The sequence below is a fragment of the Bacillus mobilis genome, assembly GCF_001884045.1.
GTDB classification, from domain to species: Bacteria; Bacillota; Bacilli; order Bacillales; family Bacillaceae_G; genus Bacillus_A; species Bacillus_A mobilis.
In genome coordinates, this window is record NZ_MACF01000136.1 from 1 (window position 1) to 25,659 (window position 25,659).

Below are 25,659 nucleotides of genomic sequence, written 5' to 3' on the forward strand. Positions count from 1 at the left end.
CCATTCTGATCGTCTTTGCTGCCTTGGTCGTCTTTGCCACCTTGGTCATCCTTGCCGCCTTGGTCATCTTTGCCGCCTTGGTCATCTTTGCCGCCTTGGTCATCCTTACCACCTTGGTCGTCTTTCACTTTCACTATTACTTCTTTTTCACTAATTAAGTTGCCTTCTTTATCCTTCACAGTGACTTTTCCTTTGCCGTTCTCTTCGTCCACTGTAATTTCTACATTTACTTTTTCTTTCGTTTCTTTATTTAATCCATCTATTACTTTTTCTTTATCGATTTTGTCTTCTTTCACTTTGCCTTTATCGATATCTTCTTTATTAACTTCGATTTCATTTTGAATCTCAATTACGTTCACAGTAATATTTGCTTCTACTATTTCGCCAGCTTTATCTGTTACTGTTACTTTCGCTTTTTGTTCACCTGTTTCACCAATTTCTAAACCTTCTACTTTCGCTTGATCCGTTAAATCACCATCTTCTGTATCCGTTACCGTTACTTTTGCTTCTTTTTTCAAGTCGAAGTCTTTCTTATCTTTTTCTACAAATACTTCTTCTTTTCCAACTTTAATTACTGGCTTTTCGTTGATAACTTTATTATCATCTTTTACTTCCACCGTTACTTCTTTTTCACCGATGATTTCGTCATTCTCATCTTTGATGACAACTTTTCCTTTACCTTCTTCTCCAACGATGATTTCAACCTTGTCTTTCTCGCCTAAACCTTCACCGATTTTCTCTTTATCGATTTTGTCGTCTGTTACTTTTCCATCAACGATATCTTTTTCTTTCACTTCGATTACTTCGTTGATTTTCACAACTTTCACTGTTACTTCTTTCGTTCCTGTTGCGCCTTGGCTATCTGTTACTTTCAGCTTTACTTTCGTTTCGCCTATTTTGCTTGTATCAGCTTTGCCTTCTACTTCAATCTTCGCTGTTAAATCGCCATCTTCTTTATCTATTGCTTTCGCTCCTGATTTTTCAACTACATACTTCGCATCTACTTGATCTCTTACGAAAGCTAACACTTTATCTTTTGCTTCAATCGTTGGTACTGCGTTGATTTTCGCTATTTCTGTTATCGTTTTAACTTTTACTTCCTTTTCACTTACTACGTTGCCTTCTTTATCTTTCACAGTGACTTTCCCTTTGCCTGTCTCTTCGTCCACTGTGATTTCTACTGTTACTTTTTCTTTACTATCCTTATTTAATCCGTCTACCACTTTTTCTTTATCGATTGCTTCGTCTTTTACTTTTCCGTCAACGATATCTTTTTTATTTACTTCGATTTCATCTTGAATTTCAATGACATTCACGGTAATCTCTTTATTTACTGTTTCGCCAGCTTTATCTGTTACTGTTACTTTCGCTTTCTGTTCACCGACTGTTTTTATATCGAAATCTTTTACTTCCGCTTGATCCGTTAAATCTCCATCTTCTTTATCTATTACTGTTACTTTCGCTTCTTTCTTCAAGTCGAAGTCTTTTTTGTCCTTTTCTACGAACAATTCTTCTTTTTCTACTTTAATTTCTGGCTTTTCGTTCGTTACTTTCACCTTGATTTCTTTTTCACTTACTACATTTCCTTCTTTATCCTTCACAGCCACTTTTCCTTTGTCGTTCTCTTCGTCTACTGTGATTTCTACTGTTACGTCCTCTTTATCTTTCTCTTGTAACCCTTCTACAACTTTTGTTTTGTCGATTGCGTCTTCATTGACTTTACCGTCAACGATGTCTTTTTTATTTACTTCAATATCATCTCGAATTTCGATGACATTCACCGTAATCTCTTTTTCCGCTGTTTCTCCATCTTTATCTGTTATTGTCACTTTTACCTTTTGTTCACCAGTTTTATCTAGCTCTACAGTACCTTCTACTACAGCTTTATCTGTTAAGTTACCGTCTTCTGCATCAATTACTTTTACCTTCGCTTCTTTTTTCACATCGAAGTCTTTTTTATCTTTTTCCACAAATACTTTATCTTTTGCTTCAATAGATGGTTTTCCATTAATTTCAGGAGTTACATCTCCGGTTACCTGATGACCATTTTTATCTGTTACGGTTACTTCGATTTTACCGTTATTTACTTTTGTAGTTACCTTATCTTCATTTTTTAAACCTTCTACAAGTTTTTTAGAATCAAAGTTATTACTATCTAGGTCTTTTTGATTTACTGTTACTTTATCTTTAATACGAATTACACGTACTTCAACATCTTTAGTCGTTGTCGCATTATGTTTATCAGTTACCTTTAATGCAACTTTTTGCGTGCCAACTTTTTGTGTATCTACTGTACCTTCAACTTGAATTTTACTCGTTAAAATTCCATCTTCTTTATCCATCGCTTTCGCTTCTGATGCTTTTATTACATCTACTTCGTCTCCAACTTTAGCTAAAATGGAATCTTTCGCTGTAATTTCTGGCGCTTGGTTATTGGCAGCAGATTTTACTATTACTTTCTTCACGTTAATATTGTCGTATTCGTCTTGAACTGTAAAAGTAACTTCTTCTTCAGCTGATGCTAAGTTTTTCAAATCTTTGTCATATTGAATTGCAACATTTTTAGAAACATCGTCTTTAACCTTTAATAATTCTTTTAGCTTTTCATCTGTTAATGTAGATGGATCATCAACTTCAATTTCGTCTATACCAATCGTTGGCGATGTTACATCAACTACAATTACGTTTCTTGTATCGACTAATTTTTCTACATCACCTGCAAATATATCTCCTAATATTCCAATAAGCGGAATTTTGCTTAAGAATGATTTTTTCACTAAAATATTGTAATCAATAATATATGAACCTGGTGTAGGTTTTCCTGTATTTAGTGTCTTATAGTTTATAGTCCCATTTTTGCCATCTACTAATGGACCATTTACTTCTTTTGATAATAAATCTAACTTTAATATATTCTTTTTCGTAATACTCTCTAATAACCCTTTAGTAGCTGTAACTGTACCAGTTGGAATTTGGGTAGCTTTCCCAGCTTCTATATACATATTTTTTTCACCAGTCATCGTAAATACCGGATCATTTTCGCTTAATGTTAAAACTGTTAAACCATTCACTGAAATTAAGCCAACCTGATTCCCTTTTACTTTTAACACACCAACTTTTAGTTGTTTGTTAATCTCTTCAGGGCTTACATCTGAATTTAGTTCTAATACTTTCAAGCCAACTAGGCCTTTTAGCAACTTCACATCTGCTAAGTCTAGCTTTTTATTATTCCCACCTTGAATATTTAAAACTTCAAGTCTTGCTAAGTCATGTAATAAACCTACAGATAATGTTTCCAGTTCATTATTAGCCAAATCTAAAATACGAAGATCTAAAAACTTAGATTTTTGTTCAGGAATTTTTTTAATTTTATTATTCGATAGTAGTAACGCTTGTAATTTAGGTAGCTCCCATACACTATCTGGTACTTCTGTTATTTTGTTATACGATAAATCTAGTACTCTTAATTTATTAAAGGACATGTTATCTGGAATTGTTGTAATTGAATTGCGGGATAGATCTAAAATTTTCAATTCTTTTAGTTCTAATACTTGTTGAGGTACTTCTGTGAGATTAGAATTTTTTATATATAAAGCATTTAATCCGGTTAAATATTGTAAACCTTCAAAGTTTGTAACGCCTTTACCACTTAAATCTAGTACGTCACGTACATTACTTAATTGTTCTGGCGTTACCTCATCGCTAGTAATCCCCATCTTTTTTTTCACAGCATTTTTTAATGCGCTATCTGGGAATATTGTATTAAGATCCAGTTTAAGATCATTTTTTGAACCTTTATCCATTTCAGCAACCTGCAATCGATCATACTGCTGTTGTTTATTATTTATCTCCGCAGCATATCCGTGTGTAACAGATGCACTCAAAATCCCAATTGTACATACTGTCGATGTAATCTTCTTCATGTGTCTATTTTTTTTCTTACCCATTTTGCTTCTACCCCTCCGTGAGTTGAATTGTCATATATACAAACACATGAATTGTATCGAACATTTCGTATTGAATTTTATTGTGTTTTTGCATTAGATAACGCAACTTCATAATATTTGGAAGAGTATTAATTCAGTTAAAATTATTTACAAAAGTATCCATATTAATCTAAAATTTAGTTGATTTACCAAAATATACACAAGGTGTAGCGATGACAATGAAGCAACAGCAAATTCAGCAATTATTAAGTTTTTTATTAACCCAACACGATTGGACTACCGTTCAAAAAATATCCGAAGAATTACAATGCAGTAAACGAAGCGTTTCAAATTATTTAACCCTTTTAAAAAATACATATGGGGAAAACATCATTTTATCTTCACGAGGAAAGGGGATCAAAATTAATCATCTAAATTTAAAAGAAGGAAAACAAAGCATACAAAACAAACAAGATTTATACTTTTTTCAAATTCTTCAACTTATACTTAACTATCCAAATGGATTAACAGTAGCAAAGATTGCTAGCACACTTAACGTAAGCGAAAGTTATTGCCAATCTTTATTACAAACACTTCGCCTTCAGTTTTCTGAGTGCGATGTGACTTTAACAAAACAGCCTATTCGATTAGAAGGTGATGAACTACGTATTAGGAAATTAATTTGTCACTATGCCTATTTAACTACACAGTATAGTAATGGATTGCAACTTTTATTTCACGAACAAGATATCTCAATAACAAAATATACAATACAACTAATAGAAAGAAATACCGGTACACTTTCTGATATTGGCTACAAACGAATCCATTGTTTATTACTTACATGTATTATTCGTTATCGCCATAAGCAATTTATTGCAAGTTTAGAACATGATTTTTCCTTTCTATTAAAAAATCCATATGCCGAATCTATTTCTAGCCTTATCGAGCAAATTGAGAATTTAACAGGTAATAAACTTCTATTCCCTGAGATTATTTATTTACATTGCTGTGTAATAAGCGCGCTACATTTCGAGCATCAATTTCCGCTGAACACAACAAAATTCGATAAGTTCATTCCAATCATTTTAGAAGAACTTTCTCAACATTTTGTTTTCACATGTTCACAAGAGAAGATTGTTCTAGATTTAAAATGGCTCGTATTTCGTTTTTATACATTCAGAAGATTAAATATACATATTTATCATCCACAATTACAAGATTTAAAGCCTAAAATTTTTTATTACTATACGATAACCCGTAAAATTGTAAATAGATTAATCTATGGTAAAGATGCGCAGATCTCCGAACATATATTAAATTACCTAGCAACTTATCTCTTTAGTATTTCAGAGCCTAAAAAGAAATCGCTACCTAAAAAGATGTTACTTCTATGCACAACAGGCGGCGGTTTAGATTTATATGCGAAAAAGAAATTAACTGCTTTATCACCTTACTATTCTGTTACAAGCATCAATACATTAAGAGAAGTATCTTCTTTACTAACAGAACAAAAGCAGAACTTCGATTGCATCATCTCTATCGGAGTATGCCCAAGTAATATTGATTGCGACATCCCTATCATTTCATTCCCAATTGATATTGATGAGCAGGACTTTTCAATTATTCCAAAGGCTTTAGAAAACGCATAACAAAAAAAAGCTACTTTCCTCTACGAAAGTAGCTTCTCTTTTCCTTTCTCCTTCTTCGGGAAAAAAACATATGAAAATGAAATCGCTGTATCAATTAAAAATATAAGTGCCCACACTTGGCTCACTCGACTCGCAGTTTTATTTAAAACGATTCCTGACTCTAACCAATTGCCCCACTGTTCAAATGGAATAAGCCCATACGCGAAGAAAAAGAATATGTGCACACCAATGAATAAAACAAGATGTAATACCCAATTTTTTATTTCCTGCTTCGCATAAGCCATACCTGTTAATTCTATGTGTTCTTCCATAACCGGCGCTGGTTCATTCCTCCATTTCGCAACTAGCTTTTGCGCAAATATATCAAGCTTCTTCAAATCCTTTTTTCCGTAGAAAACTGCATACAATAAAATGATTACAGTAATGATCTGAAAGTTAGAGAACTTCCCTGTTTGATAATAATCCACTACTCCTAAGGTTAAAATGAACACTTCATTTAGGAGTAGTACAATCCCCATAATAAAGCTTGCCTTCTTCAAACGGAATCCGTAACGAAGTAAAAAGAAACCGATAGCCGATAACCAAAATACAATCTCTGCCCCAATTAAAAAATACCAACGATATTCTGCGAGTATACTCATTTATCCCTCTCCTTTTCATCATATATACGAAAAGCTTCATCCATATACAATAAAAGTTCTTCTTCAATTGGATACATGCTCATTTTCTGTGAATCTTCCTTCGATTTTCTAACTTCCCATAACTTATCTAAAAACGCCTCATCACCATTAGCCATTTCTAAACACTTCTGCATTAATTTCTTCGTTGCCCCTTGTACCTCATCACTTGCAGTTTCTTTACCATCTTTCATAAAAGTACGAAACTGCTTTAATAAATCTACCCACTCTAAAACATTCGGATCTTCTTCACTCATATTTGGCAAATTATGAAGTAATTTTTGTTCTTCCTTTGAAAATACTTCATTTTGAAATATTTCACGTATACGAGACGACTGTTTCGAAAGCTGAATCAGTTCAAACATAACTTTCCAATCAAGTTCTCCCTCCACATCTACTGAATAAACAACAGCTTGTAAAACACGCTCCATTCGATTGAATTTCTTTTGTTCTTCCTGTACAAATCGAAGTTGTTTTTCAAGTGAATCCTTTAAATTAAGCTCACCTTTTACTAACATATTCGCAGACTCTTTTAATGAAAATCCCATTTCCTTTAAAAATAAAATCTGCTGCAAACGTATTACATCCGCTTCACTATATAAACGATGCCCACCTTCTGTTTTCCCGCTCGGCTTTAATAAATCTATTTGATCATAATAACGTAATGTACGTACTGTTACCCCTGTTTCTTTCGTCAATTGTTGTATTGAAATCACTACCATCACCTCTTCCCCTTCATTATAAAAGATGACGTTACGTAACTTTCAAGGCTTTTGTAAAAAAAATACAAAAAGCTGTTTATACTCTTTGTATAAACAGCTTTTACGGAAATAATCCTTTTTGTACAGCGCGCCCACAAAATAAAATAAGTGCTCCAACAACAACACTCGTTGCTGTTTTATGATAATGAGCTGAAACTAATAAATAATATGATAAACCTACAGTACCAAGCATAATACAAATACTTGGTACTGGATTACGAGAGAAGTTCTGCATTCCCCAAAACAAAGCAAAAATAGCCGTAGCAACACATAATACCGGTAATCCCATCCCAGTTCCCCTTTTTTCTATCTATTCCTTGTTGCTAACACACTCGTCGATGCCATACTTATTAATAAACCCAAAATAGCAATATATAATAACTCATTTACATGTACGACTTGCCTATCTAAATACTTATTTACACAAAGATACATAATGAACAAAAAAACGAAGCTTGTCATACTAATCGTAAAATATGACTTCATCTTGTTCACGACTCGCTCATCAATCGACGGCACTCCCTCTTCTTTCAAACGCTTCTGTTCTCTATATTCCGCAATGCCATATAAAATGACTAGTGCTACATTCGATATGAAGATTGTTCCCCACGAAATACTTAAAATCATTAAACTCGCATTTAAAATAAGACCTGCTAAAAATAAACTTCCTATGAACCGTGTAATATCTTGTTTACTCATACATGATCGACCTCTTTTTGATTTCTATATTTCCACTTCGGCCAATAGTTCACAAGAAAATACACCCACTGCCCTAGTACAAACAAAACAAACGGCATACCAGCATTTCCATCAACAATTAAATTATACAAACTCCATATCGCTAAACTAATCGTAAAAAATAACCCTACATATTTAAACGCTTTATCTGACTGAAATCTCTCAAACTCATCTTGCATTTTTCATTCCTCCTATCACTATGCTCGTTTCCCTATCATGACTCCTATGATAAGACTACCCGCAAATAAGGAACTACATATCATAAATATTTCTTGCACTGGTATAACAGCTCTGCCTATTGCTTTACTCGCAACAATATAAACAATAAACAATAGAAACGCGAATACAAATGAGACATTTACATATTTTTTTATATTTTCATTTACTCGCTCATCTATATCTGGAAGTTCTTCTTTTTTGTACTTACGCTTTTTGTAATACGCATACACTATCAAAAATACAATTGCTAAAACGTTACTCACTACGAGCGGTAAAATTGGTATAGCCGGATTCATAATATGAACTACAATGTCTCCCAAAAACAATCCAATAGTCGCACCAATCAATAACTTTTTAGTATCTTCCATTTTTTCTCCCCTTACTCTAGCGTAAATATTTCCTCCACCTTCACCCCAAAATATTTGGCGATTTTTAAGGATAACTCTAGACTCGGGTTATAATGATGGTTTTCAATCGCCACAATTGTCTGCCGCGTCACCTGCATCGCCTTTGCCATTTCAACTTGCGTTATATGATGTTGCTTTCTTAACTCTTTTATTGTATTTTTCACACCCATAAGCTCCACCTTCGAAAGTAAAGATATCTTTACTTTAATTATAAATATTTTCCAGTTACAAGTAAAGATATCTTTACAAATTTTAGAAAAACGTTTCACTGAGCATCTTCTCTAACAACGTACAAGCAAGCGTAACTCAATTTTTATCGGCGATTTTTTTAATATATCGACATCCGTAGCACTATAATCATAAGAAAAAGCTGCCCCAAGTACCTTTGGGAGCAGCTTTTTCCTACTACATAAATCCTAACGCATATACAAGAACGTATCCAAGAATAGAAAGGCAAACCGAGCCGATTAGCCCCGCCATGAATGCTTTACTTCCTAACTTACGGAACGTTTTAAACTCTACATTTAAACCAAGCCCCGCCATCGCCATTGCAATAAGCATATAAGCAATGACAACAATGTATCCAGCAACAACTTCTGGTATAACCCCGAGCGAATGCACTGCACTCATCGCTAAAAATCCGAAGATGAACCACGGAATCGGAAGGTCGCGCCACGATTTTTTTTCCTCGCTTCCTTCACTCTTACCAAACCATAATCCAATTAAAATCGCTACTGGCACAAGCATTGCTACGCGCGTTAATTTCACGATAACTGCGATGTCTACAGCCGTACTTCCTCCTGGCGCCGCAGCTGCGATGACATGAGCGATTTCGTGCAGCGTCGCACCTGAGAATACACCGTAACCGTACGGTGAGAAGCCAAGCACTGGGTATAATAGCGTATAAATAAGTGTAAATATTGTACCTAAAATTGCAATAATCGCTGCGCCGACTGCCGTTTCCTCATCTTTCGCCTTCACTTGCGGCGCAATTGCCACGACCGCAGCCGCGCCGCAAATTGCAGTTCCGCACGCTGTTAAAATCCCTAGCTTCTTCTCTACTTTAAATACTTTCGTTAGTCCATATACAACGAAAATCGTAAATGTAATAACAACCGCTGCGATGACCAATACTTTCGGCCCTGCCTTCGCAATATCAACAAGATTTAATCGCATTCCAAGTAAGATAATCCCGAAGCGAAGTAACTTCTTACTCGCAAAGTTCGTTCCAGCTATCGCTTCTTGCGGGACTCCAATTGCCGCACGCCAAACCATCCCAATTAGAATAGCAATGACTAATTGTCCCATAATATTTAAAAACGGAAGCTCTGCTAAATATTTCGCCGCAATTGCGATTAATAGTGTAATCCCAATTCCTTGCGAAAATCCAAAGCCCTTCTTCTTTTGTATAACAAGTGTTTGTTCCATTTTGAACCACTCCAATAATCGTATTGGAACATGCATGTTCTTTCTACTTACATTATAAGAGAGTTTCTATAATAAGTTTAATATCAATATTGAATCTCTATCATCAGAAATACTTATGATAAGATGAAAGAAAAACGAAAGGAGACCATTACATGAACGTAGACATTTTAAAAATTTTTGTTACTGTCGTTGAACAGAAACACTTCTCCCGTGCAGCAGAATTATTAAACCTTTCACAACCCGGCGTAAGTATGCATATACGCAACTTAGAAAACGAATTTGGCACTACACTTATTCAGCGCTCTCCGAAGCACGTTCAAGTAACGGAGGCTGGAAACATATTATATATACATGCTAAGCAAATGCTCTCTCTTTATGAAGATGCTAAGCAAGAAATTAACGAACTACATAACGTTGTAACAGGAAATCTTCGCATCGGCGCTAGTTTTACAATTGGCGAATACTTACTTCCAAAAATACTGGCTAACTATGCGAATGAAAATCCACACGTCGAAGTTCATACCTTTATCTCAAATACAGAAGACGTTTTGCAAAGCCTTCGCTCTAATCAAATTGATATTGGCTTGGTGGAAGGGCAAGTCGTATACGCCGATGTTGACGTTGAAACGTTTATGCAAGATGAAATGAAGCTCGTCGTCCCTCCAAATCATCCACTGCTCCGCACAAATGAAATAAATGAAAGTACACTCCAAGATCAAGTATGGGTATTAAGAGAAAGTGGTTCTGGTACACGCGCTTATAGTGACCGCTTTATTCATCAACACCATTTGAAAATGAAACGATTCTTTACATTTAGTAGTATCCAAAGCGTAAAGGAAGCAGTTAGTGCCGGGCTTGGCATCGCTATACTTTCTGATTGGACTGTACGAAAAGAGCTACTGGCAAAAGAGCTATTCCACGTCGAAGTTCCAAATGAACAACTAATTCGCCCATTCTCCATCGTGCGCGGCAAATACTTCATCCTGTCTAAAGCCATTCAGGTGTTTTTAAATCATGTAGACTCTTTTGCGAAAAAACAGCATTGACCTTCACATTAGTGTGAAGGTTTACAATACATGTAAAGGGAGTGAAACACATTGCGAATTGGAGAATTATCAAAAGAAACCGGGGTTAGCGAAAGATCACTAAGACATTATGAAGAAAAGGGATTACTCCCTTCTAAGCGCCTTGCAAATGGCTACCGTGACTTTGATGAAAGTGCCATTGAAAAGGTGGAGCTTATTCAAATGTACTTACAAATTGGCTTAAATTTAGAAGAGACGGAAAGGATGCTGCGCTGCCTCGAAATAGAGCCGCACCTGTACGAAAATCCTTGCAGCAGTATCCTTACGCTTTATGAAGATAAACTTAATGAAGTAACGAAGCAAATCTCATTACTTTCTAGCATTCAAACGAATTTGCAAAAACACGTTTCACTCCTAAAGCAAACAAAAGAAAAGGGATGATTACATGTTTGTTATACATGGCAGTTCAAGACAAAACGGAAATACAGAAGCTTTAACACATATGGTGATTGATGGAATTGAAACAGAACAAATTTACTTGCGTAATCATATCGTCCACCCAATCATAGATCAGCGCCATGATGCAGAAGGATTCCAACCTGTAAATGATGACTACGAGCAGTTAATCGAGCATATGTTAGAGCACGACACAATTATCTTTGCTACACCGCTATACTGGTACGGAATGAGCGGTCATATGAAAAACTTCGTCGATCGCTGGTCACAAAGCTTGCGTGATACATCCCTTCATTTCAAAGAAAAAATGAAAGACAAAAAAATGTACGTTGTCATCGTTGGCGGAGACAATCCAAAGCTGAAAGCATTACCGCTTATCGCTCAGTTTCAATACATCTTTGATTTTGTTGGTTCATCATTTGAAGGGTATGTTATTGGGGATGCGAATGGATTGGATGAAATCAAAAATGATGCTGAAGCACTAGCAAAGGCACAACTGTATAATAACGAATTCAAAAATCACAAGCAAAAATAACTTTGTTCAACATGCTCCTCGCAAACGAGCGTGGCATGCAGCTTTCAAAAAGTTGTAAAATTGGATACTTCGAACAAACATTATCCATTTTAAAAACAGATAAAACTATTTTAGAAAACGTTCTAGAAGAAACAAATTATACTGAATCGTTCGTTCGAACAATACTTGCAAGGCTCCTATTCCGCCGTGAAGATGTTCATAAACCTGTGCACGTTCTAAGCGGTGGTGAACGAATGAAGGTTGCACTCGCAAAAGTATTTTTAGGAAACTATAATATGCTTCTGCTTGATGAACCGACAAACTATTTAGACTTAGCAACACAAGAAGAATTAGAAAGCATGTTACAAGAGTATCCTGGCACAATACTTTTCATTAGCCATGACCGTGCCTTTATTCGCTCTGTTGCCGACCATATTCTACAAGTAGATGAGAGTGAACCTAGAGTATTCCACGGTAATTACGAGCAATACACCAAAAGAACGACTGGGGATTCTGTAAACGTTACTGAACAAGAATTATTACGATTACAAACAAAATTAACAGAAATCATCGGCCGAATTTCCATACGAAATCATCATGATGATATCCCATCTCTCGAACAAGAATACGAAACATTATTAATTCAAATCCGGAAATGTAAAGAAGCGCTCTAAAGTCTTCCCTATATGTCGACAAGGCCTTCCACATTTCCCAAGAAATATTGAAGCTTCGACATAGAATAGCATCAATAAAAGTAAAAAGCCGTGCATCAGCACGGCTTTTTACTTTAAATACGGACAGCAGTCCCGCTCACTGCAACCATTAGCATTCCTTCGCGAACTACTTCATAATCCACGTCGATACCAACAATTGCATTCGCATTTTTTTGTCTTGCGAAAGTTTTCATCTCTTCCATTGCAATGTCGCGCGCTTCTTTTAATTTACTTTCATAAGCGCCTGCACGACCACCGACAACGTCACGGACAGAAGCGAAAAGGTCACGAACGATATTCGCGCCCATAATCGCTTCTCCATTGACGATATCGATATACTCAATAATTTCTTTCCCTTGAATTGTAGACGTTGTTGTTACAATCATGCTTCATAGCCTCCCATATAAGATTTTCACTTACTTATGGTGCACTAATTCAGCAGAAATTATATTTACGAACTGAACTGAGCTTCATATAAGCGGCTATATCCTCCGCCTTGCTCAATTAGTTCATCATGCGAACCTTGTTCTGCAATACCATCTTTATTTACAACGACGATACGATCTGCATTTTTAATCGTTGCAAGTCTATGGGCGATAACTAATGTTGTACGGCCGACAGATAGTTCAGCAAGTGATTTTTGAATCGCTAGTTCCGTCTCTGTATCTAATGCAGAAGTCGCTTCATCTAATATTAAAATTGGCGGGTTTTTCAAGAACATACGAGCAATCGCTAGACGTTGCTTCTGTCCACCAGAAAGTTTCACACCACGCTCACCGATAACAGTATCTAAACCGTCTGGTTGTGAGTAAATTAAGTCTTCTAACTGCGCACGTTTTACTGCCTGCCAAATTTCAGCTTCTGACGCCTTTAAGTTTCCGTAAGCGATATTTTCACGAATTGTTCCTGAGAATAAGAACACATCTTGCTGCACAATTCCAATTTGCTTACGAAGTGAAGATAACGTCATATCTTTCGTATCAATACCATCAATTTGGATTGAACCAGATGCTTGCTCATAAAAGCGTGGGAGTAAACTACATAACGTTGTTTTCCCTGCTCCTGATGGTCCTACGAACGCAACTGTTTCACCTGCATGTATTTTCAAACTAATATCATTTAAAATCGGGTCTTTATTTTCATATCCGAACGTAATGTTGCTATATTGAATATCACCATGTACATGTTTAACTTCCATCGCATCTTTAGAGTCTACAATATCTGGCTCTGTTTCAAGAAGCTCTACATATCTCTTAAAACCAGCGATTCCTTTCGGATAGCTTTCAATTACCGCATTAATTTTTTCAATTGGACGGAAGAAAATATTCGTTAATAAAACGAATCCGATAAATCCACCGTACGTTAATTCACCTTGCAGAACAAACCATGTACCGCATATTAAGACGAATAGCGTTACGAGACGCATGAGCATATAACTAATCGACGAATTTAACGCCATAATTTTATAGGCCATTAATTTCGTTGTACGGAAACGAGCGTTGTTAACAGCAAATTGCTCTTTCTCAAACTTTTCATTTCCAAATGCTTGTACAACGCGGATACCACCAACGTTGTTCTCAATACATGCATTGAAATCAGCAACATCTGAGAATAAACGTCTAAACGTACCTGTCATTTTTTTGTTGAAGTAAAGTGCTAACCATAATAAGAATGGAATGACGAAGAACGTTAATAACGCTAACTTCCAGTTGATCATCATCATAAATGAGAATGCCCCAACTAAAGTCATAACAGCGATAAATAAATCTTCTGGCCCATGGTGAGCAATTTCCCCAATTTCCATTAAGTCGTTTGTAAGACGTGAAATTAAATGACCTGTTTTATTATTGTCAAAAAATCTGAATGATAGCTTTTGAATGTGATCAAATAATTTCTGCCTCATATCCGTTTCAATGTTAACGCCAAGCATATGTCCCCAATATGTAACGACGTATTGTAAGCCTGCATTTAAAATATACACTGCAAGTAAACCGAAACAAGCCCATAAAATAAGCGTCCAGTTTTGCCCTGGCAATAACTTATCAATAAATTGATTTACGATAAGCGGGAAGCCAAGTTCTAATAACCCTGCGACAACTGCGCAAGAAAAGTCGAGTATAAATAAACCTTTATACGGTTTATAGTAAGAAAAAAATTTACGTAGCATATCTTACCTCCATTTTCCAAAATTAAAACACCTCTAAATGATAACCATTATCAAATAATTATTCAAGTTATCCGTCTATGAAACTAAAAAGAATGTTTGCGCTAGTTGTCGTTTTTTGCCGGAAAGTCGATATATTTGAATAATCGCCGATACAAATCTCATTTACTACCACCCCCACCCCCTCACAACCAAAAAAGGTATCACCACAAGGTGATACCCTTTCTTCTATTACATCGCTTCCGAATCCCACTCATGCTCCTGCTGAACAAACACAACACCTAATTCATGATGTCCCCCAGCGTATAATGCCGTTTGGGCAAGGCGAAGCTCTCCATTTGTATCTAATACTTCTAACTTACAAAATGCTCCTGTCGTCTTCGTTTGAAGCGCATCATAAAATTCCTCAGCACTTCTTGGAATGACTCCATTTACTTTCGTAATCACTTCTCCAGGCAGCAAATTCAGCTCTGCCCCAATTGTATTTGGGATTGTATCTAATACAACAAGTCCATCATTACGTGCAGCGAAATACGCCGGTCTTGTTTCATCGGCAATTTTTTCTTGCATGGAAATCGTGAAACGTCCAAGCATCGCAACTCCCATCGCGATAATGGCAAGTACGTGCCACCAATAACTTGCGATTCCTAAAACAAGCACAAGTCCTGCTAATCCATACACACGTCTTCCTGTAAATAATAAAGCTTCCGTTGGCTCATAGCTTCTAATCCTTCTCATAAATCCAATTAAAAATGGAACGAGGAATAGAGAATATGTATCTGAACCTATTGAAACGACAGGCCACCATGAAATAAATTGTGTTACCGCGTCACCTGGTACAAGAATAAAAATAGGAACGATCCATAAACGCTTTGATTCGTGTAAACCAATCTTTAATCCGCGCTTACCCTTCCTAATCTTCGGCGTCGAATATCCTACTGCATTTTTAGAAATCAACAAGCCCTCTACAACGAGCATGACGCCTAGTAAAATAGCAAGAGATACAATCGTATTCTCTTCACCCTCTCCAAGCTGTAAGAAGGAAACTGGTAGCTTAGAAGATAATAGAACGCATACAATCGCGATACTAAACGTATAAGCTACTGATAAATATCGATACATAGAAGTTAATCCAAATAGAAACGTCCATAATAAGATGACCCATAAGCTTGCTTTAGAAACAACAAGTCCAAGTCCAATCGTAATAATAGATACGATTAATCCGTATTTAACTCCTGCGAATAGAGATGTTCGCAGTTCAAACCAAATATCATAAACTTTAAAGGAAAAATCCTTTCGTTCACGTAACATACGTAAGTATCCAACGAAGATACTACTTATTAAAAATACATAGACAGCAGGGTGTAAGAAAAAACGTCCAACTGCCCGCATTATTTCAAAAATCCATGCCTCCACGAACCCATTCACCACCATTTATATCATTCTTTCTTTTTATATTATCATAACTAGACAAACGTTTGTTTAACACAAAAAAATACAGGCAGCAAACTGCCTGTATTTCTTTTTATTTCGCTATTAATTTTAATGCGGACTGTAATTGTAGATCATTTTCTCCAGAACGGATTTTTTCAATAATTTTAGTTTGAATCGCCTCAGCTGTCTTTTTATCTAGCTGTCCTGTCGCTTCCATCTCATTCGCATTTTGGAATGCTTTCAGCGCTGATTCTGTCTCTTTACTAAAGTATCCATCTTCACGCCCCGGTACATATCCTAGGCTCTTAAGCATTTCTTGCGCGTGTTTTACTTGCACATCATTTGAATTGTATGAAAGTGTTTTTTCAATTTGAATTGGTGTAGCATGATAATAATCTGGTTGCTTCACTTCTACTGTTGGCGCGATTCCTTTTTTATGAATCCAGTTTCCATCCGGTGTTAACCATTTAAACATCGTTAATTTAATGTTGCTACCATCTTTAAATGGAACAGCTTGCTGAACAGTGCCTTTACCAAACGTTTTTTCACCAATTAAATCGTAACCTTCTCCCTCTTTTAGCGCACCCGCTAAAATCTCTGAGGCAGAAGCACTTCCGTTATCAATTAATACTGAAATTGGATATGGCTTTTTCTCTTTCAGTTCCGTAGAGAATTTCTTTTTCTCACCATTTCGTTGCTCTACTTGTAGCATCGGCTTTTTATCCGTCATAATTTCCCCTAGTATCTCTTCTACACTATTTAAGTAGCCACCAGGATTACCACGCACGTCAATAACTAAGCCTTTGATATTTTTCTTCTCTAACTCTTTTAACTGATCCTTAAATTCTTTCGCCGTATTTTCAGCAAAAGAAGTGATTTGCATATAACCGATATCTTTTCCGCTCTCTTGTTTCACAGAACTGAACACAGTGAAGATTGGAATTTTTTCACGCTTAATTTTAAATACAATCGGATCAGCTACTCCTGCACGCTTAATTTCAATCGCGACAGTCGTTCCTTTTTTACCACGAATCTTTAATACTGCTTCTTCACGTGATAAATCTTTCACACTATTTCCATCTACAGATAAAATTTGGTCATTCGGTTTAATTCCAATCTTTTCTGCCGGTGAGCCTTTAATTGGAGATACGATAATAAGCTTACCGTCCGTTTTGTTCACCTCAGCCCCGATCCCCTCTAGCTCAGGATCAAGTGATTCACTAAACTGTTTAGCCGTTTCTTTATCCATATACGTGGAATAAGGGTCCTTCAGCGTAGACAACATGCCTTGTATTGCACCTTCGACTAACTTGTCATCCTTCACGTCTTCCACATAACGTGAATCAATTAGTGCATACGCCTCATTAATTTTTGCCAAATTCCCTTGCGCGGTGCTAGCGTTTCCACTCGAAATTGTTTGCGTTACTTCTGCTGGGTTAACCCCAAATAAAGACATACCTGCAAACATTCCGCCAGCACCAATTAAAAATGCAACAACCATTCCAATAATTGCAACTCTACGTTTCAATGCGGAATTCCCCTTTCCAAAACACACAGGTGGTGTAGCAAAAGGCATCACACAGTGTGTGATGCCTTTACCTATTTCTACTATATGATAAGCTTGTACGAATTATGTTTGCAACTTTTTATACTTTTAAGAAGCGACGAATTGACATTACACTTCCCCACATACCGATTAAAGCCCCGATTAACACTAATAAACCAGCTAATTGGAACACGAAAGGACTGTATGGTAGAAGTTCGAAAATTGTTCCGCCAAGTTTTTCGTTAAACACACTTTGTAATGAATTATACGTAACTAGAATTAGGCCAATTGGAATAATTGATCCTAATACTCCTAAGAATAATCCCTCTAATAAGAATGGCCAACGAATAAACCAGTTTGTTGCACCTACCAGTTTCATAATTTCGATTTCTGTACTACGAGCATAAATTGTAATTTTAATTGTGTTAGAGATTAAGAACATCGCTGTGAATAAAAGACCTGCAATTAACGCAATACCGATATTACGTCCTGTTTTTACAGTATCAAATAATTTTTCAACTTGCCCTTTACCATATTGAACATTACTTACAAACTGCATTTTCTCAATCTTTTTCGCGATTGTCGCTGTATCTGTTGGTTCTTTTGCTTTTACAATGAATACGTTTTTAAGTGGGTTATCTTGTTCAAATAACTCAAACGTTTTTCCGCTATCACCTAAGCTTTTAATTAAGCGTTTTAGCTCTTCTTCTTTAGAAGAATATTTAATAGAGTCTACTTTTGCAACCTTACTCATATCATCTTCTAATTTCTTTTGATCAGCTTCTTTTGCTGCTGGATCAATGTGTACACGAATCTCTACATCTTGCTCTACTTTCGTCGCAAAATGGTTCATATTCATTATCGCTGTTAAAAAGACACCTACAAGTAATAATGTAACTGTTACTGCACTAACAGAAGCAAACGTCATCCATCCGTTACGTGATAGATTCTTTACACCTTCTCGCAAATGTCGACTAAGGGTCTTAGCCTTCATATCCGTATCCTCCCTCAATCTCATCTCGAACAATTTTTCCGCCTTCAATCGCGATTACACGATGACGGATTGTATTTACGATATCTGCGTTATGTGTCGCCATAACGATCGTTGTACCGCGTTCATTGATGCGTGTGAAAATCTTCATAATATCAAGAGCTGTTTCAATATCTAAGTTACCTGTTGGCTCATCGGCAATTACAACCTTTGGTCTATTAACAATTGCTCTCGCAATCGCAACACGTTGCTGCTCTCCGCCTGAAAGTTCACTTGGAAGTGCGTCTGCACGATCTTCAAGACCTACAAGACCTAAAACTTCTGTTACACGCTCGCGAATAGCTTCTTTTTCTTCTTCAATTACCTCTAAGGCAAACGCAACATTCTCATATACCGTTAACTTAGGTAGCAATTTAAAATCTTGGAAAATTACGCCTAATTGACGACGGAAATATGGAACATCTCTTTCTGCTAATGTTTCAATAACAAGTCCATTTACATTAATCGATCCTGTAGATGGCTTCTCTTCACGATACATCATTTTAATAAATGTAGATTTCCCGGCTCCACTCGGTCCAACTACGTATACAAACTCACCTTGTTTAATGTTAACTGTGAGACCAGCAATGGCTTTCATACCATTCGGGTACTCCTTATAAACATTCGTCATTTTTATCATTATTTATCACCCAATACTTAATGATTTTTTTCGAAATACTTTTCTGTACATCTAAAAATAAAAGATAACCTTTTATTCTCGCTTAACCACTCTTGTTGAAGGTAGTCTACTTACAATCTTTTTATAAGCAATACTACTATGTAATATATTTCAGCAAAATTCTACAAACCCCATTGTAACATCAAACGGTTTCCAGTTCGGATACAATTTTGTTACAGTTATGTTACACTCCAAAAAAAGGAAACGAGCTGCCATAGTTCTTACCCAAAATCATTTTGGGATAAGATTATGTAATCAACTCGTCCATTTTACCCTTTTTATTTATGTTCAGCTAACCACTCAGCTACTTTTTTCGCATCCTCACCTTGAATAATTCCTGGTGACATGGAACCGCGACCTTTTTCAATAATCTTTTCAATCTCTGCTGCATCATATTTCTGTCCCACTTTTCGTAAATCTGGTCCAGTTGCTCCCGATAAATCTTTCGCATGACAGCCTATACAACTTTTTTGGTAAATTTGCTCTGCGCTATCCGTGCTTGCAGATTGTTTCGAAGGCTTACTCTCTTCTTTATTTCCACATGCTCCTAAAGCAAAAACAACTGATGTTCCTAGCGCAATAGCCAACAATTTCTTTTTCACTTCTATCGCTCCCCATTGTTGATATTCTTTTCATTCCTAACACACTCATTTTCATTATAAGCATTATCTTTATATAGAAAAACTAAGGTATATTTCATATTCTTCAAAAATACAGTAAGAATCCTGATAATATAAAGCTTTCATAAGTTGTTTCAATTCTGTGAACAACGTAAAAACTTCTATAAAGAATTCTTTTTGAACAGAAAATCAGAAAAATTCTGTTAAAGTCTTACTCTATTGCCGCTCTGTTTTACTATTCTCTTCTTTTTACAAAACAATATACAACATTATATGCTACATATAATCCCATCAAAAAGAGAAGTTGTCGTTTCCAACTTCTCTTCCTCTTTACTTCATTTATAGAAATAAAATCAAATTCTTTATATCCTCGATTACCCTCAGCATACGCCGACAACTCTGTTGGCTTTTTTTCACTTACCCCGCATTAACGGGCAGTAAGATCCCCAACTCAAAATTCAGCGAAAGCAAAGAAGTTAGGTGCGGAATCAACTGTCCGTAAAAGCCCGATTGGTGAAGGCTAATAATCAGTGGGGATGTCCCCCACTGATTAAAGTTTCACTTTATTAGATGCGAGAACGTAAGTAAGCATCAATAAATGGATCAATTTCTCCATCCATAACTGCTTGCACGTTACCAACCTCTGTATTTGTACGGTGGTCTTTCACAAGAGAATACGGGTGGAATACGTAAGAACGAATTTGGCTACCCCATCCGATTTCTTTTTGTTCACCGCGAATTTCATCTAATTCTGCTTGTTGCTCTTCTAATTTCTTTTGGTATAATTTCGCTTTTAACATTTTCATCGCGTGCTCACGGTTTTTAATCTGTGAACGCTCTGACTGACACGTTACAACTGTGTTTGTAGGTGTATGTGTAATACGAACTGCTGAGTCTGTCGTATTAATATGCTGTCCACCTGCACCACTTGCACGGTACGTATCAATTTTCAAGTCCTCTGAACGTATTTCAATTTCAACTTCATCATTGAACTCAGGTACAACTTCACAAGATACGAACGATGTATGACGACGGCCTGAAGAATCGAATGGTGAAATACGCACAAGACGATGTACACCTTTCTCTGCTTTCAAGTAACCGTAAGCGTTATGACCTTTAATTAATAAAGTAACACTCTTAATACCAGCCTCATCACCTGGTAAGTAGTCAACCGTTTCTACTTTAAATCCACGTTTTTCAGCCCAACGTGTGTACATACGTAATAGCATAGAACCCCAGTCTTGTGACTCTGTTCCACCAGCACCTGGGTGTAATTCTAAAATCGCGTTATTTTTATCATAAGGATCGCTTAGTAGTAACTGAAGCTCATACTCATTCATTTCTTGAATTAAGCCTTTCACTTCCGATTCAAGCTCCTCATGTAAATCTTCATCATACTCTTCTTTTAAAAGCTCATGCGTGATTTCTAAATTTTCGAATGTTTCATCTAACTGACGGAACTTTCCAACCATCTCTTTCAGTGCATTAGCTTCGTTAATTACAACTTGTGCGCCTTGTTGGTCATCCCAAAATCCAGCACCCATCATTGTCTCTTCTAATTCTGCAATTTGTTTTTCCTTAGTAGGAAGGTCAAAGAGACCCCCTAAAAGCCGCTAATCTCTTAGCCATTTTCTCTAATTCTTGTCTAATTTCTACTAATTCCATTTCCTTCACCTCTATGTAATTGCTGTTACTTTCGTATGAAAACAAGGGAAACTCTCTCCACTTACTAGGGAGAGAGTTTAATCCTTTTTATTATAATTTGCAAAACAAGCTGAATTCAGCAGCCGCATTTTTTATTAGCTTACAATGCCACAGCAGTTTTTATATTTCTTGCCACTACCACATTTACATAAATCGTTACGGCCCACTTGGTCACCTTTTACAACTGGTTTTTTCTTCGCCTCTTCGCCATCACTAGATGGATGAACAGCTTCACCTTGGACAACTTCTTGACGCTCTAAGTTTTGTTCAATTTCAGCTTTCATAATGTAACGAGAGATTTCCTCTTCAATAGAAGCAATCATTGACTCGAACATTGCGAACCCTTCCATTTGATACTCACGAAGTGGATCAATTTGACCGTAAGCACGTAAATGAATACCTTCACGAAGGTGATCCATCGCATCAATATGCTCTGTCCATTTCGTATCTACTACACGGAATACAACAACTTTTTCGAACTCACGCATTTGCTCTTCTGGCAGAAGCTTTTCTTTGTCGTTGTAACGCTCTATTAATTTCGCGATAATTGGCTCGCTCATTTCCTCTGGAGCAAGACGACGTAACTCTTCTTCTTTTACATCGCCTTCTTGCAGAAGGTTTGTATTTAAGTAGTCAACAAGACCTTTAATGTTCCAATCTTCTTCAATTTCCTCTTGAGTATGAAGCGCAACAGCACGTTCTACCGTGGATTTCATCATACCTTCAATAATACTGCGTAAGTTCTCAGAATCCATTACTTCTTGACGCTGTTTGTAAATAACTTCACGTTGCTGACGAAGTACATCATCGTACTGCAGTAACTGCTTACGTGCATCATAGTTATTTCCTTCTACACGTTTTTGTGCAGATTCTACCGCACGAGAAACCATTTTACTTTCAATTGGCTGTGAATCATCCATACCAAGACGATCCATCATCGCTTTCATATTGTCAGAACCGAAGCGGCGCATTAGTTCATCTTCCATAGACAAGTAGAACTGCGTTACACCAGGGTCCCCTTGACGACCAGCACGACCACGTAACTGATTATCAATACGACGACTTTCGTGACGCTCTGTACCGATAACTGCTAGACCAACGTTTTTAATATCGTCTCCAAGCTTAATATCCGTACCACGACCAGCCATATTCGTCGCAATCGTTACAGCACCTTTCATACCAGCTTCTGCAATGATATCTGCTTCACGCGCATGGTTTTTCGCGTTTAAAATGTTATGGCGTACACCTTTACGTGTTAACATTTTTGAAATAAGCTCTGACGTTTCAATTGCAACTGTACCAACAAGAATAGGTTGCCCTTGTTTATGACGATTTACAATATCCTCAACAACTGCATTGAATTTACCTTCCATTGATTTGAAGATTAAATCAGCACGGTCATCACGAATAATATCTTTGTTCGTTGGAATTACGATAACATTCATATTGTAAATACTACGGAATTCTTCTTCTTCCGTTTTCGCTGTACCAGTCATACCAGATAACTTTTCATACATACGGAAATAGTTCTGGAACGTAATTGTTGCGAGTGTCATACTTTCATTTTGAATTTCTACGCCTTCTTTTGCTTCAATAGCTTGATGTAAACCTTCGCTATAACGACGACCTTTCATAAGACGACCAGTGAATTGGTCTACAATTACGATTTCGCCTTCTTGTACAACATAATCTGTATCAAGATGCATAACAACGTGTGCACGAAGCGCCTGATTAATATGGTGAAGAAGTGCTACATGTTTTAAATCGAATAAGTTTTCAATATGGAAAGCTTTCTCAGCTTTCGTAATACCATCTTCTGTTAACATTACATTTTTCGTTTTCACATCAAATGAATATTCTTTTTCATTTTCTAATGTACGAACGAATGCATTTGCAAACATATATAGCTCTGTTGATTTTTGTGCTTGTCCTGAAATAATAAGCGGCGTACGCGCTTCATCGACTAAGATAGAATCGACTTCATCGATAATAGCAAAATGAAGTGGACGCTGAACGCACTGTTCTCTATATAAAACCATGTTGTCACGTAAGTAATCGAATCCAAGCTCATTATTTGTGCTATACGTAATATCAGCAGCATAAGCCTCTTGTTTCTCTTCGCGTGACATACTGTTTAAGTTAATTCCTACTGTTAAGCCAAGGAACTCGTGAAGTTGTCCCATTTCGTTCGCATCACGTTGTGCTAAGTATTCATTGACTGTAACAACGTGAACACCTTTTCCTGTTAAAGCATTTAAATATACAGGTAATGTAGATGTTAACGTTTTACCTTCACCCGTTTTCATCTCAGAGATATTCCCTTCATGTAAGGCAATACCACCCATTAACTGTACGCCATACGGACGCATTCCAAGAACACGAGTCGCAGCTTCACGAACAACCGCAAAAGCTTCAGGTAGTAGATCATCTACTGTCTCACCTTTTGTTAGACGTTCTTTAAATTCAAGCGTCTTTCCTTTTAATTGTTCATCTGTTAGTGGCTTAATAGATGATTCTAATGCATCAATTTGCTCAACTGTCTTCTGCATACGTTTAATTTGGCGTTGATTTACATCAAATACCTTTTTTAAAATACCGATCATAGGAAATACGCTCCTCTTTTTTATTAAAATAAAACTTCCGATTGTTTTTTCTTTTTCTATTACAATCAGTCGTTATAAAAATCAAATGTATGTTATGCCAATTTTTCTCCTAATTAAAAAAACTAAAATGTATATACCTAATGATAATTGTAACACTTGTTTTATAACTATGACAACAATCGGCCGAATGTCTCGTTCTAAATTAAGGAAACTTTTTAAAAAAATCTATTTTCAGCAAAAAAAGCGCAGCCATTTCGGCTGCGCTTTTGAATTATTATTTAGTTTCGATTAAACCGTATTTCCCATCTTTACGGCCGTATACAACATTAGTTTCATTTGTATCAGCATTTGTGAAGACGAAGAAATTATGTCCTAGCATATCCATTTGTAGGATCGCTTCTTCGACGTCCATCGGTTTTAAATCGAATCGTTTTGTACGTACAAGTTCTAATTCATCCTCTTCTACCGCATCCAGAACAGCTACTGCTTCTGGAAGGATAAAGTTCGTTTTCACAGAACCTTTCTCACGTAACTTACGATTTACCTTTGTTTTATGTTTACGAATTTGTCGCTCAAGTTTATCAACTACTAAATCGATAGCAGCGTACATATCGCTATTAGTTTCTTCTGCACGAAGTAATAAATCAGTAAATGGAATTGTTACCTCGACACGTTGCTTGTCAGAGTATACTTTTAAATTAACTTTAATCTCTGGGAATGTATCAAAATAACGCTCTAACTTACTTAGTTTTTTCTCTACATATTCCTTTAATGCTGGAGTTACTTCAATATTTTCACCACGAATGTTGAATTTCATAGATGAATTCCTCCTTTCAAGCCTATGTACTATAATTTCGACATTGGCTTAAAAACTCCTTCTAACTTTTTTAAAAAAATTAGTGGAATTGCGATTTTTTTATCGTTTTTTGTTGAAATGAAAAGATGCATCGTTTCTATCTTTATTTTATCCTATTAACATCGTGAATAACGAATATAACTGTGGACAATTCGTTACAGAAAAGAAACAATTTTTTGACAACTTGATTCATAACAAAAACCCCCTGTAAAAAACAAGAGGTTCTACCATATATATAACGTTGCCACAAACGCAGCTTTCTCTTCCCAAAAACAATATTCCTACAGTTTTACAACATTAGCTGCTTGTGGTCCACGTGCTCCATCTACAATGTCAAACTCAACTTGTTGCCCTTCTTCTAATGACTTATATCCATCTTGTTGAATAGCAGAAAAATGAACAAACACATCATCACCATCTTCACGCTCAATAAACCCAAATCCCTTTTCTGCATTGAACCATTTCACTCTTCCTTGCATGTTCATTCCATTCCCTTCACTCTAAAAA

24 protein-coding genes and 1 pseudogene are annotated in these 25,659 nt (G+C 36.3%); 5 read left to right on the forward strand and 20 right to left on the reverse strand.

Annotation, left to right across the window (positions count from 1 at the left end):
- A partial coding sequence (locus tag BAQ44_RS26215; protein ID WP_071724632.1) for a leucine-rich repeat domain-containing protein occupies window positions 1-3,947 on the reverse strand: 3,947 nt, incomplete at its 3' end.
- 218 nt (window positions 3,948-4,165) lie between these two features.
- On the opposite strand from BAQ44_RS26215, the gene BAQ44_RS26220 reads away from it, so the two are divergent.
- Window positions 4,166-5,578 carry an HTH domain-containing protein gene (locus BAQ44_RS26220; RefSeq protein WP_084669648.1) on the forward strand — a complete coding sequence of 471 codons (1,413 nt, stop codon included), beginning with the start codon at window positions 4,166-4,168 and terminating at the stop codon, window positions 5,576-5,578.
- Between the two features lie 20 nt (window positions 5,579-5,598).
- Here BAQ44_RS26220 and BAQ44_RS26225 read toward each other — a convergent pair whose 3' ends face one another.
- The 8 genes from BAQ44_RS26225 to BAQ44_RS26260 all read right to left on the reverse strand — a co-directional run bounded on the left by BAQ44_RS26225 (window position 5,599) and on the right by BAQ44_RS26260 (window position 9,808).
- On the reverse strand, window positions 5,599-6,219 hold the full coding sequence (locus BAQ44_RS26225) for a hypothetical protein (RefSeq protein WP_071724639.1): 621 nt from the start codon (window positions 6,217-6,219) through the stop codon (window positions 5,599-5,601).
- Window positions 6,216-6,977, reverse strand: coding sequence for a MerR family transcriptional regulator (locus tag BAQ44_RS26230; RefSeq protein ID WP_071724641.1), 762 nt, complete (start codon window positions 6,975-6,977; stop codon window positions 6,216-6,218). The genes BAQ44_RS26225 and BAQ44_RS26230 overlap by 4 nt, the downstream gene beginning before the upstream one ends.
- Before the next feature lie 100 nt (window positions 6,978-7,077).
- On the reverse strand, window positions 7,078-7,305 hold the full coding sequence (locus BAQ44_RS26235) for a hypothetical protein (protein ID WP_000524124.1): 228 nt from the start codon (window positions 7,303-7,305) through the stop codon (window positions 7,078-7,080).
- A 17-nt stretch (window positions 7,306-7,322) separates the two neighbouring features.
- Complete coding sequence (locus BAQ44_RS26240; RefSeq protein WP_071724643.1) at window positions 7,323-7,715, reverse strand: ATPase; 393 nt, start codon at window positions 7,713-7,715, stop codon at window positions 7,323-7,325.
- Complete coding sequence (locus BAQ44_RS26245) at window positions 7,712-7,933, reverse strand: hypothetical protein (RefSeq protein WP_029440982.1); 222 nt, start codon at window positions 7,931-7,933, stop codon at window positions 7,712-7,714. Before BAQ44_RS26245 ends, BAQ44_RS26240 begins: the two co-directional genes overlap by 4 nt.
- Window positions 7,934-7,951: 18 nt before the next feature.
- Window positions 7,952-8,341, reverse strand: a complete 390-nt coding sequence (locus BAQ44_RS26250) for a hypothetical protein (RefSeq protein ID WP_071724645.1) — start codon at window positions 8,339-8,341, stop codon at window positions 7,952-7,954.
- Window positions 8,342-8,352: 11 nt separating this feature from the next.
- A complete protein-coding gene (locus BAQ44_RS26255) occupies window positions 8,353-8,550 on the reverse strand; it encodes a helix-turn-helix transcriptional regulator (protein ID WP_061679317.1) in 198 nt (65 codons plus the stop codon).
- Between the two features lie 235 nt (window positions 8,551-8,785).
- A complete protein-coding gene (locus tag BAQ44_RS26260) occupies window positions 8,786-9,808 on the reverse strand; it encodes a YeiH family protein (RefSeq protein WP_061679318.1) in 1,023 nt (340 codons plus the stop codon).
- A 152-nt stretch (window positions 9,809-9,960) separates the two neighbouring features.
- Here BAQ44_RS26260 and BAQ44_RS26265 point away from each other — a divergent pair, with 152 nt between their 5' ends.
- The 4 genes and pseudogenes from BAQ44_RS26265 to BAQ44_RS26280 all read left to right on the forward strand — a co-directional run.
- A complete protein-coding gene (locus BAQ44_RS26265; RefSeq protein WP_071724647.1) occupies window positions 9,961-10,854 on the forward strand; it encodes a LysR family transcriptional regulator in 894 nt (297 codons plus the stop codon).
- A gap of 51 nt (window positions 10,855-10,905) precedes the next feature.
- A complete protein-coding gene (locus tag BAQ44_RS26270) occupies window positions 10,906-11,274 on the forward strand; it encodes a MerR family transcriptional regulator (RefSeq protein ID WP_001219208.1) in 369 nt (122 codons plus the stop codon).
- 4 nt (window positions 11,275-11,278) lie between these two features.
- Window positions 11,279-11,824 carry a flavodoxin family protein gene (locus tag BAQ44_RS26275; protein WP_071724649.1) on the forward strand — a complete coding sequence of 182 codons (546 nt, stop codon included), beginning with the start codon at window positions 11,279-11,281 and terminating at the stop codon, window positions 11,822-11,824.
- Window positions 11,818-12,477: pseudogene (locus BAQ44_RS26280) on the forward strand (ATP-binding cassette domain-containing protein); the annotation flags it as partial. The gene BAQ44_RS26275 and the pseudogene BAQ44_RS26280, both read left to right, overlap by 7 nt.
- A gap of 113 nt (window positions 12,478-12,590) precedes the next feature.
- Here BAQ44_RS26280 and BAQ44_RS26285 read toward each other — a convergent pair.
- The 11 genes from BAQ44_RS26285 to cspC form a co-directional block, all read right to left on the reverse strand.
- Entirely contained in the window at window positions 12,591-12,902 is a 312-nt protein-coding gene (locus BAQ44_RS26285) for a heavy metal-binding domain-containing protein (RefSeq protein WP_000637523.1), read from the reverse strand.
- Between the two features lie 65 nt (window positions 12,903-12,967).
- Entirely contained in the window at window positions 12,968-14,683 is a 1,716-nt protein-coding gene (locus BAQ44_RS26290) for an ABC transporter ATP-binding protein (RefSeq protein ID WP_071724650.1), read from the reverse strand.
- 228 nt (window positions 14,684-14,911) lie between these two features.
- Window positions 14,912-16,096: a PDZ domain-containing protein gene (locus BAQ44_RS26295; protein WP_116758421.1), complete on the reverse strand. Its 1,185-nt coding sequence runs from the start codon at window positions 16,094-16,096 to the stop codon at window positions 14,912-14,914.
- A 109-nt stretch (window positions 16,097-16,205) separates the two neighbouring features.
- Window positions 16,206-17,642, reverse strand: coding sequence for a S41 family peptidase (locus BAQ44_RS26300; RefSeq protein WP_080349976.1), 1,437 nt, complete (start codon window positions 17,640-17,642; stop codon window positions 16,206-16,208).
- 118 nt (window positions 17,643-17,760) lie between these two features.
- Complete coding sequence (gene ftsX / locus BAQ44_RS26305; protein WP_000645023.1) at window positions 17,761-18,654, reverse strand: permease-like cell division protein FtsX; 894 nt, start codon at window positions 18,652-18,654, stop codon at window positions 17,761-17,763.
- Window positions 18,644-19,330, reverse strand: coding sequence for a cell division ATP-binding protein FtsE (ftsE, locus tag BAQ44_RS26310; RefSeq protein WP_071724655.1), 687 nt, complete (start codon window positions 19,328-19,330; stop codon window positions 18,644-18,646). Before ftsE ends, ftsX begins: the two co-directional genes overlap by 11 nt.
- Window positions 19,331-19,647: 317 nt before the next feature.
- Window positions 19,648-19,971 carry a cytochrome c551 gene (gene cccB / locus BAQ44_RS26315; protein ID WP_000727965.1) on the reverse strand — a complete coding sequence of 108 codons (324 nt, stop codon included), beginning with the start codon at window positions 19,969-19,971 and terminating at the stop codon, window positions 19,648-19,650.
- Window positions 19,972-20,555: 584 nt separating this feature from the next.
- Window positions 20,556-21,654, reverse strand: a protein-coding gene (prfB, locus tag BAQ44_RS26320; protein ID WP_097863750.1) for a peptide chain release factor 2 whose coding sequence is annotated in 2 segments (ribosomal slippage) — window positions 20,556-21,581 and window positions 21,583-21,654 — 1,098 coding nt in all. Because the reading frame shifts where the segments join, the coding sequence is not laid out codon by codon here.
- Window positions 21,655-21,788: 134 nt separating this feature from the next.
- Window positions 21,789-24,296: a preprotein translocase subunit SecA gene (secA, locus tag BAQ44_RS26325; RefSeq protein WP_061679328.1), complete on the reverse strand. Its 2,508-nt coding sequence runs from the start codon at window positions 24,294-24,296 to the stop codon at window positions 21,789-21,791.
- A 274-nt stretch (window positions 24,297-24,570) separates the two neighbouring features.
- Window positions 24,571-25,113 (reverse strand): ribosome hibernation-promoting factor, HPF/YfiA family, encoded by a 543-nt coding sequence (gene hpf / locus BAQ44_RS26335; protein WP_000671193.1) that lies wholly within the window; start codon window positions 25,111-25,113, stop codon window positions 24,571-24,573.
- A gap of 320 nt (window positions 25,114-25,433) precedes the next feature.
- On the reverse strand, window positions 25,434-25,631 hold the full coding sequence (gene cspC / locus BAQ44_RS26340) for a cold shock protein CspC (protein ID WP_001990088.1): 198 nt from the start codon (window positions 25,629-25,631) through the stop codon (window positions 25,434-25,436).
- Window positions 25,632-25,659 lie beyond the last annotated feature (28 nt).